Below are 7,572 nucleotides of genomic sequence, written 5' to 3'. Positions count from 1 at the left end.
GCGAGGCGCTCAAGTGCCAGCCGGGCGACCTGCTGCGCTGGGAGGCCGAGGACGCCGCGGGCGGATGACGTACCACCCGGGGACGTGAAAACGCCTGGCACCACTGACCTGACACGGCACATGACCCGCATGGACGCGGATCGCCGATCACCCGCAGCACCGTCCCGACCTCGTTGGGTAGATTCCGGTAGACCTGCACCGCACCGTCCTGGTCGACGATCGCGACCTGCGAACGTGACCTCCCCACCGCAATCCCCCGTCCTTCCAGCGCGGAAGGGCGGGGGTTCGTCGTTGGGACCCAAGCAAAAGAAGTATCCGTGTAGTTACAACATCCTCTGTCTAACACCGATACCGCAGGTCAGTGAGGTAGGCAACTAGAGATCGAATGCCAGCTGACCGAGCCACTGCAGTTCAACGCCTATACCAGATGTCGATCACTCGTTGTCTCTGTACTTCAAACAATGCAGATCAGGACCTTGTTGGTGTCGTAACTACAGAGAAGACGGACAGGCCATGGGCCGGCAGCTTGCCCCGGGCAGCGCCCAGCGTGTCCCCCAGCGCCAGACCGAGCAGCATCCCGCGCACCCGGGACACCGCCCCCTTGTCCTTCAGGAACTCCCTGCGCTGCTCTTGCTCCACACCACCGCCCGGCTCCGGCTCCGGCTCCTCCAGCAACTGCTCGGCAGTGGCATCGTCCAGCCGGTCGAGCCCCGGCTTCCTCAGGAACTCCTTCCGGTCTGCCTTCTGGCCATCCCGGACGGCCCCGTCCGTCTTCCGGCTCTGCGATGAGATACCGCCGCCGGGGGCGGTCAGTTCGTGCACCGCGTTGTGCATCTCGGGGTGGTCCTGGAGGTGCCAGCCGCTGGTCAGCACCCGGCGCAGGTCGTTCAGCGCGGTCTTGGGGTCGGTGCCGGTGGCCAGGTGGCTGTGATCGCGGCGACGGCCGGGGTGCGGCTCTGCCCGGCATAGCAGTGGAGCAGGACCCGCTCGACGCCGATGTCAGGGCCGAAGCTCTTCGGCTTGCACAGCATCCTCGTGTTCCAACCGAACCCACGGGTCTACCGACCTGAAGCAGACCGGTGGACCCGTGGGTTCAGGCTGAAGAACCTTCGGTTTCCTTGAACCCACGGGGATCGAGGCCCCGTGCTCCTATCTGTGACCTCAGGTGCAAGGTAGACGGAGGAGCGCAGGTCAGCAGCACATCGGCCATGGTGGAGAGGCCGCCGGTTCGAGAGAGCCGACTGCGCCGATGACCTGCGCCAACCGCACCAGTTGGCCCCTCAGGTCGCAGATAGGAGCACAGGGCCTGTTCCCCCGGGGAACACCCGCCGAACCCCTCCCGCACCCTCGGGTGCGCCCCGTCTGACCTGCGCGGACGAGGCGAACCCTCGAGGTGTGCGGCAAAGGCGAACCCGAACCCATGCGCCTTCCCAAGGCGAACCCGTACGGCGAACCCCAGCAAGGCGAACCCCTCGGCCGCAAGGCGAACCCTGCCGCTCGAGGGTTCGTCTTGAAGCCGTCCCACGAGGAAGGGCGCACCCCTCGGGGGTACGCCCTCACGTCCGCGCGGGGGTTCGCCTTCAGCTGTGCCCGGGGTGCTTCGCTCTGGCCCTCTTCGCCTTCTTGCGCTCGAGCGCCTGCGCGGCCGCCCGCACCCTGTCGGCCTCCTGCTCATCGCGGAGGAGCTCGAGGTACCGCACCGGGTACTCGTCGGCGAGCCGCCGCCGCGCCCGGGCCCGCGGGTTCGCGTCCGGGAGGAAGAACCCGCGGCGCGCAGCCTCACCGGCGAGCACCAGGTGCAAGAACTGCTCTTCACGCTCAGCCCGCGATCGGAAGGTGCCCACGCGCTTGAGGTAGGCGGCGCGGCTCTCCTCGGCCGGGGCGTACTGATACCGGTCCGGCTCGCGCACGACGTCGGGCAGGACCCGCAGCGCCTTGCGCGCCAGCTCCGGGGAGCGGATCGCGTACGCCTGGAGCTCGTAGTCCTCGCCGCGCGAGGCGGCGGGCTTGGACCCGGCAGTGACGAACACAGCGACAGCCTCAGCGAACTCCGGCGTGCTCATCGAGCGGTACAGCTCGATCTGCCGGGCGACTTCGGCCGGATCGGGGTCAGCGCGGCGGGGGCGTCGTGGCTCCTCACCGGCGGGCCCGGGACTGTGCTGCGGTGCCGCCATGCGGGCTGGCCCTCCTGGAATCGCTCGCGGCCGGCCAGAGCCGACAGTGGCTGATGCAAGAACGAGGCGACCGCGCCCCCCGTGTGCCGGATCGTCCCGGGAGCGACCAGTCCCCGACCCCTGGGCCCTCTCGAGCGCAGTGGGCTTGGCGCGTTCCCCGCGGCCGCTCCCGGCCCCAACCAGAAGTGGGCCCGGAACCGCGGGGCGCAGCCTGCGACGGTGGGCGGCGGCCACCTCTTCCTGCGGATGATACCCGCGCGATCTCCACAGAGCGCACGGTCAGAGCACTATCCGGTCGTGCGCGCCGATCCGCTGGTCACGTCCTCCACGGCCGGGGCGATCTTGCTGGGCTTCCAGATCAAGTCATAGGTGGTCTGCGAAGCGGCCAGAACGGCCGCGACACCCGCGAGGGCAGGCAGCGGGCCGTGCTGGAACTGGGCCAGTCCGCCGGCGGACGCCACGGTGGCGACGCCGCCCACGAGCGCGGCGACGACAGCCACGACCGGCTTGATACCGGCGGACCACTTCGGCTTCTGGACGATGGCGGTCAGGGGCGGGAGGAGAGAGCCGACCGCGGAACCGGTGGCGATGAGATCGAGTGTGCTGCTCATGAGGCCTTCCCTTGGGGTGGAGGGGTGGGACGGCCGGGACTGTGCTGCAGGGCGGCCGCTTGCGTCCCGGCCGGCCGAGGCCTGGCTCAGTGCGTCTCGGTGAGATCGTCGGCGAGCTCCGGCGGCGGGGCCGGTACAGGCTCGTCGTGCAGCCTGGTGAGCATGGCGCGCAGGCGGTGGATGTACTCGACGGCTGCGGCCTTCCAGCGCCGCGACTGCCGCTGTTCCTCTTCCAGCCGCTCGACGCGGCTCTCGAGCGTGGTCACCCGCTCGAGGGTCTGGGTGTTGGTCGCGCGCTGCTGCTCCAGCAGCCTGGTGAAGCCCTCGGTCACGGTCTGCACGGCGGTCACGTACGTCTGGCCCTCGGCTGTGCGCGCGTCCGACTCGGCCTTGCGGGTGTCCTTCCGGTACACCAGCCACGCTCCGCCCAGCACGCCGGTCATGCCGAAGAGGGGGGTGAGGACAGGCGCCAGAGAGGTGAGCCACTCCATGGCGCCTCCTCGGTCATCAGTCATCGGTCGGGGTGCGCGGGAGCCGGGACCCCCGGGAGGGTCCGCGGCTCCCCGCAAACCCGAGCGCTGCACGACCGGGCACGCTTACGTCGTGGCCTGACCCGCGGTCAGGGCGCAGGCACCGTGACCGGGGTGATGTCGGTGATCTCCTGACCGCAACACCCGCAGCTCGCCCGGTAGATGGGCTCGGCAGCGTTGGGAAACAGGTTGATGGTGCGTGCCTGCTCTACGAGGACGCATCCCACGGTGTGGCAGACCACGATGCACGGGGTGGGGGTGGGTTCTATTTCGTCGGGCATCTCTGTCTTCTCCTTGGTTATCGGGCGAGCATCATCCACATGAGGGTCGTGGTGGCGTTGTCCTTCCGGTTGATCCAGAGCGTGAAGCCGTCGGAGCTGATGTTGCTCGCGCTGACCATGACGACGGTGCCGGGAACGGTGCTGTTCGCGGTGACCAGCACGGTGTAAGACCCGGCAGACGCGATCGGCACACCAGTGAGGGTGATGCTGGTGGGGGTATTGGGACGGGGTGATCAGGGTGTTGCCCCACGCCATGTTCCCCGGGGTCATATTGCCGAGGACCTTCAGGTCACCGGAGACGGTGGTGAGGTCGGTGTCGATGGTGGCCGTTGTCTGTGCGCCTACCTGCCGCAGGGTGAGGCCGTAGTCAATGATGTCGTCGGTCTTCGGGCCGAGCACGGCGAGCGACGTCTGCGACCGGGAACGAGGTGAGGGTGGCGTTCCGGGTGGTGGCCGAGGCGGCAGCGGCGTCGATCTTCAGCGACTTGGAGGAGCCGTTTCCCGTGGGGTCGATCGACAGGTACGAGATCCCGGAGACGGCCCCGTGCTCCTATCTGTGACCTCAGGTGCAAGGTAGACGGAGGAGCGCAGGTCAGCAGCACAGCGGCCATGGTGGAGAGGCCGCCGGTACGAGAGAGCCGACTGCCCCGATGACCTGCGCCAACCACGCCAGTTGGCCCCTCAGGTCACAGATAGGAGCACAGGGCCGCATTTTCGTAAATCCCGCGACGGGCGCTAGCGGTCGGTGGCCTCGGGGTGGCCGGTGGACGCCTGGTCCATCCAGACCGTGCGGCGCTCGACGTCGACCAAATACCAAATTCGCCCACCGGCCGTGACCTCGATCTGCCACCTGTCCATCGTCTCGCCGCGGTGCGTGCCGTGGGCCAGCTCGCCCCTGAGCCGTGGTGGCGCTCGGTGCGGGTGACCGGGACCGGGTCGGTGCGCATCTGGTTCCAGGCGGCGCGGGTGTTGGTCGCGGCCTGACTACTGAGCTGGTCCCAACCCTTGGCGGCCTCGCCGTTGGCGAAACGGATGTCCCACTCGCCCTCGGCGGGTGGCGGCGCGGCGCGGTCTCCGCGCTTTGGGCTCACGCGGCGACTCCGGGCTCGGGAACGGGAACGGGCCCGAGGTCCTCGCCGGAGTCGGTGGTCAGGGCGGCGTACAGCTCGGGGTCGGCATGCACCTCGGCGGTGTGCCGCCACTCGGCGATCAGCTGGGCGACGGCGGCGGTGTTGTCGAGTTCGGCGGCGGCCTCCAGCGCGTCGACCAGCTCGACGGAGAACTCCCGAACGTCGTGGGCAGGCAGGTACCGCACCCACGGGAACGACGCCGGCATCACGTCCAGGACCAGCGTGCGGCCCTCCGGCGTGCGCATCATCTCCACGAACATGCGGCTGGTCGCGCCCATCACCTCATGGTCCTGCTCGGCGCGCGCCGCAGTCGTCAGCACCAGGTCCTCGTCGTCCCGCCGCCGGAGCAGTATCCGGCGAGACCCACGCAGCGCGGCCAGCGTCAGCCGGGGCCTGTTCAGCAGCTCCGACAGATTCATCTCCAGCAGACTCATGACTTGAAGTTTAATTGACAAGTCTGGCGAGCGGCGGATGAACGCAGATCACATCACCCATCCGGGTACTGCTTAAGATCCCCAGGCCTCCATACCGACAACCCCACCCGCAGGTCAGCGCCCAGGTGACACTCGGCTTGCCGGCACCGGGCAGGGCGGCAGCCCCTACGCGAGGTGGTATTTCATGGGTGACGACGGGTGACGCAGCAGTTTGCCGCTCTGACTTCACCGGTGAGGACGGCAGCTCGTCGAGGCGGTACACCTGCCACCACCACTCGGTCGGGGCGTCATCGAGCCGGGCGGTCCGCGGCGGACGTTCTCAGCTGTCGCGGTCCTCAACCTCGCCTGCGCCGTCCAGGTCTTGCGCACGCGTTCGGCGCCATCGGTCTCCTCGATGAGCCGGATCACCACGGACGGGTTGCTGCCGTAGAGCCCGACCCACTCCGTGTACCGGTCCTGGGCGGTGCCCGGGACGGTCCACTCGCCCTCGACGGCCGGGCCGTCCGCCTCGAACTGCAGCCGGGCGAAGTGCCTGGTCCCCATGTGCTGCTCCTCGCCTCGCTCGGTCTCCATCATCCCGCCCGCGCCCTGCTCCGGCGGGACCAGGGCGTCACGTGCCGGGGCGTCCTCGGCGGCGTCCCGACCCGTGACGGCATGTCCTCCGCTGAGTCGCCTCCGCCCCAGGTCCGGGTAACTCTGCCGGACGGGCAGGACAAAGCTAAATGTCAGTGCGTCGCCTTACGCTCGATCGCATGACCGACGCCCCCGACAGACCGTTCAGCCTGCTCGACTTCCCCGCCGACCTGCGCGCCGCCCAGCGCACGGCCGCCGAGCTGTACGCCTACCAGGCCACGCTTCCGTGGTCCCGGGAGCCGCATCCCGGCTGGCCGGAGGACACCGAGCGGGGCACGGAGAGCCGCCAGCGCTCCGCGACGGACGGCTGGAGCCCGGACCAGGCCGCGGAATACGACCGGCTGTTCGCTGAGCTTCGCGCCGCCACCGCCGCCGTCCAGTGCGACCCGTGGTGGAAGCGCTGCAAGCAGGAGGGGATCACGGGCGCCGACCTGGTCGCCACCCGGCAGGCCCTCAAGCGTGCCGAGGGCGCCGTCCCCCTCGGCCAGAACGACGTCGCACAGACCGCCTGAGCGGCCCGCACGCGGCCAATCCTGTCCGGTCGGACCCCGAGGGCCCCCGGAAGGGGTACGGGGCGGACCCACAGGGGGCCATGCCCCCGCTCGAGAGGCCAGACCATGACTGGGCCCGTCCGCACCTACCTGGTAACCAACTCCAGCGAGCTGTTCGGCCCCGGCGCGCGCGTCATCATCCGCAGCTCCGCCCCGGCCGGTTCGGTCATCGACCGCGTCATCGACGGGCGCCCGGTCTGTGTCCTGCTCACCGACACCCCGCCGCCCGCCTACGGCAACGTGTTCGCCGCGGAGCTGCAGGACCGCTAGTCGCCCTGGTGGTTCGTGTCGACGCCCCTGGACGGCTCGAAGCGACTCCGGTGCGCCACCTTCAGCCCTGGCTGACCCCACCGGTACAGGCGCGCCGACACCAAGTTGCCGCCGTGCAGGTCAACGGCCACCTGGTAGTAGACCGAGCCGTCCGCCCAGTCCTGCCGCGCCATGACCGTCGCGTACCGCCACGCGCCGCCCGACCGCACCCACAGTGCTGGGGGGTCGCTCTTGGGCCAGGTCCACACCACGGGTTCCCGGCCGTCCTCCGGGCGCCACGGGCGGGCCGGCTGCGGCTCCGGGATGGTGTCCATGTCCTCGACTGTAGGCGGCCGCGCCGCAGGTCAGACAGTAGGGAACGGCACAAGGCCTCCCAGCCCTCGAGCATCCGCGGCCTCGACCCCTCCGTCTGGAAGGCCACGCCGTGGAACCCCGACTCGACCGCCGCTCCACAACCCTGATCCTGTCCGTCTGCGCTTGGATCGTCGTCTTCGCCCTGGTGCTCCTCGCCTGCGCGGCGGGCCGCGCTCTCGACGGCGACGGGGGGCGCGCTGCCCGGCTACGCGCACCGCGGCGGGCGACTACGTCCCCGCCGGTCCGCGGCCGTGCACCCTCCACGGAACCAGCCACAGTGGCACGGGCGCCGCGGGTACCAACGATTCCTCGAGCACCCGGCAGCCGGCGAAGACCCCGAAGGCGCCCGTCGCGAAGGTGCCCGCGCCGAACCGGCCTGCCGCGAAGGTCCAGGCCGCGCCGAAGGCTCCCGCGGTGAAGGCCCGGTCGTGAAGGCGCCGCTCGTGCGCCTGTCGAAGTGACGCGGGAAGGGACCAGCCGATGACCACCCAGCCCAGCGTCGACGCCAAGGCCATCACCCGTGCCCTCGAGGGGATGACGCGGCAGTTCGCACGCGTCGCCACCGCCCTCGAGGCCACCACACAGCAACTCCAACGGGTCGCCG

General features: G+C 69.9%; 15 protein-coding genes. 3 read left to right on the top strand and 12 right to left on the bottom strand.

Annotation, left to right across the window (positions count from 1 at the left end):
* Nucleotides 1-468 precede the first annotated feature (468 nt).
* From ABZ904_RS49845 to ABZ904_RS49815, 7 genes are all read right to left on the bottom strand, one after another.
* On the bottom strand, nucleotides 469-873 hold the full coding sequence (locus tag ABZ904_RS49845) for a hypothetical protein (RefSeq protein ID WP_361830840.1): 405 nt from the start codon (nucleotides 871-873) through the stop codon (nucleotides 469-471).
* A 14-nt stretch (nucleotides 874-887) separates the two neighbouring features.
* Entirely contained in the window at nucleotides 888-1,031 is a 144-nt protein-coding gene (locus ABZ904_RS49840; protein WP_361005800.1) for a hypothetical protein, read from the bottom strand.
* Nucleotides 1,032-1,580: 549 nt separating this feature from the next.
* Entirely contained in the window at nucleotides 1,581-2,174 is a 594-nt protein-coding gene (locus tag ABZ904_RS49835; protein WP_361005802.1) for a hypothetical protein, read from the bottom strand.
* 287 nt (nucleotides 2,175-2,461) lie between these two features.
* Nucleotides 2,462-2,785 carry a hypothetical protein gene (locus tag ABZ904_RS49830; protein ID WP_361830837.1) on the bottom strand — a complete coding sequence of 108 codons (324 nt, stop codon included), beginning with the start codon at nucleotides 2,783-2,785 and terminating at the stop codon, nucleotides 2,462-2,464.
* An 86-nt stretch (nucleotides 2,786-2,871) separates the two neighbouring features.
* A complete protein-coding gene (locus tag ABZ904_RS49825) occupies nucleotides 2,872-3,276 on the bottom strand; it encodes a hypothetical protein (protein ID WP_361830834.1) in 405 nt (134 codons plus the stop codon).
* A 128-nt stretch (nucleotides 3,277-3,404) separates the two neighbouring features.
* Nucleotides 3,405-3,596 carry a hypothetical protein gene (locus ABZ904_RS49820; protein ID WP_361005811.1) on the bottom strand — a complete coding sequence of 64 codons (192 nt, stop codon included), beginning with the start codon at nucleotides 3,594-3,596 and terminating at the stop codon, nucleotides 3,405-3,407.
* A gap of 17 nt (nucleotides 3,597-3,613) precedes the next feature.
* Complete coding sequence (locus ABZ904_RS49815) at nucleotides 3,614-3,787, bottom strand: hypothetical protein (RefSeq protein ID WP_361005814.1); 174 nt, start codon at nucleotides 3,785-3,787, stop codon at nucleotides 3,614-3,616.
* Nucleotides 3,788-4,030: 243 nt separating this feature from the next.
* On the opposite strand from ABZ904_RS49815, the gene ABZ904_RS49810 reads away from it, so the two are divergent.
* On the top strand, nucleotides 4,031-4,156 hold the full coding sequence (locus ABZ904_RS49810; RefSeq protein ID WP_361005817.1) for a hypothetical protein: 126 nt from the start codon (nucleotides 4,031-4,033) through the stop codon (nucleotides 4,154-4,156).
* A 175-nt stretch (nucleotides 4,157-4,331) separates the two neighbouring features.
* Here the strand turns inward: ABZ904_RS49810 and ABZ904_RS49805 are convergent, their stop codons facing one another.
* From ABZ904_RS49805 to ABZ904_RS49795, 3 genes are all read right to left on the bottom strand, one after another.
* Nucleotides 4,332-4,454, bottom strand: coding sequence for a hypothetical protein (locus ABZ904_RS49805; protein WP_361830830.1), 123 nt, complete (start codon nucleotides 4,452-4,454; stop codon nucleotides 4,332-4,334).
* A gap of 229 nt (nucleotides 4,455-4,683) precedes the next feature.
* Nucleotides 4,684-5,160: a DUF6247 family protein gene (locus tag ABZ904_RS49800; RefSeq protein ID WP_361830827.1), complete on the bottom strand. Its 477-nt coding sequence runs from the start codon at nucleotides 5,158-5,160 to the stop codon at nucleotides 4,684-4,686.
* Nucleotides 5,161-5,385: 225 nt separating this feature from the next.
* Nucleotides 5,386-5,703 carry a hypothetical protein gene (locus tag ABZ904_RS49795; protein ID WP_361830824.1) on the bottom strand — a complete coding sequence of 106 codons (318 nt, stop codon included), beginning with the start codon at nucleotides 5,701-5,703 and terminating at the stop codon, nucleotides 5,386-5,388.
* Nucleotides 5,704-5,912: 209 nt separating this feature from the next.
* Between ABZ904_RS49795 and ABZ904_RS49790 the strand changes: the two genes are divergently transcribed.
* Together ABZ904_RS49790 and ABZ904_RS49785 are read left to right on the top strand one after the other, a co-directional pair.
* Nucleotides 5,913-6,305 carry a hypothetical protein gene (locus ABZ904_RS49790; protein WP_361005826.1) on the top strand — a complete coding sequence of 131 codons (393 nt, stop codon included), beginning with the start codon at nucleotides 5,913-5,915 and terminating at the stop codon, nucleotides 6,303-6,305.
* Between the two features lie 105 nt (nucleotides 6,306-6,410).
* A complete protein-coding gene (locus ABZ904_RS49785) occupies nucleotides 6,411-6,614 on the top strand; it encodes a hypothetical protein (protein ID WP_361005829.1) in 204 nt (67 codons plus the stop codon).
* Here ABZ904_RS49785 and ABZ904_RS49780 read toward each other — a convergent pair.
* On the bottom strand, nucleotides 6,611-6,928 hold the full coding sequence (locus tag ABZ904_RS49780) for a hypothetical protein (RefSeq protein WP_361830821.1): 318 nt from the start codon (nucleotides 6,926-6,928) through the stop codon (nucleotides 6,611-6,613). The two genes, ABZ904_RS49785 and ABZ904_RS49780, sit on opposite strands and share 4 nt — an antisense overlap.
* 267 nt (nucleotides 6,929-7,195) lie before the next feature.
* Nucleotides 7,196-7,456 carry a hypothetical protein gene (locus tag ABZ904_RS49775; RefSeq protein WP_361830818.1) on the bottom strand — a complete coding sequence of 87 codons (261 nt, stop codon included), beginning with the start codon at nucleotides 7,454-7,456 and terminating at the stop codon, nucleotides 7,196-7,198.
* Nucleotides 7,457-7,572: the final 116 nt, after the last annotated feature.

This window comes from Streptomyces sp. NPDC046900, from assembly GCF_040644975.1.
Lineage (GTDB): Bacteria > Actinomycetota > Actinomycetes > Streptomycetales > Streptomycetaceae > Streptomyces.
This window is presented reverse-complemented; position numbering and strand designations above follow the sequence as displayed.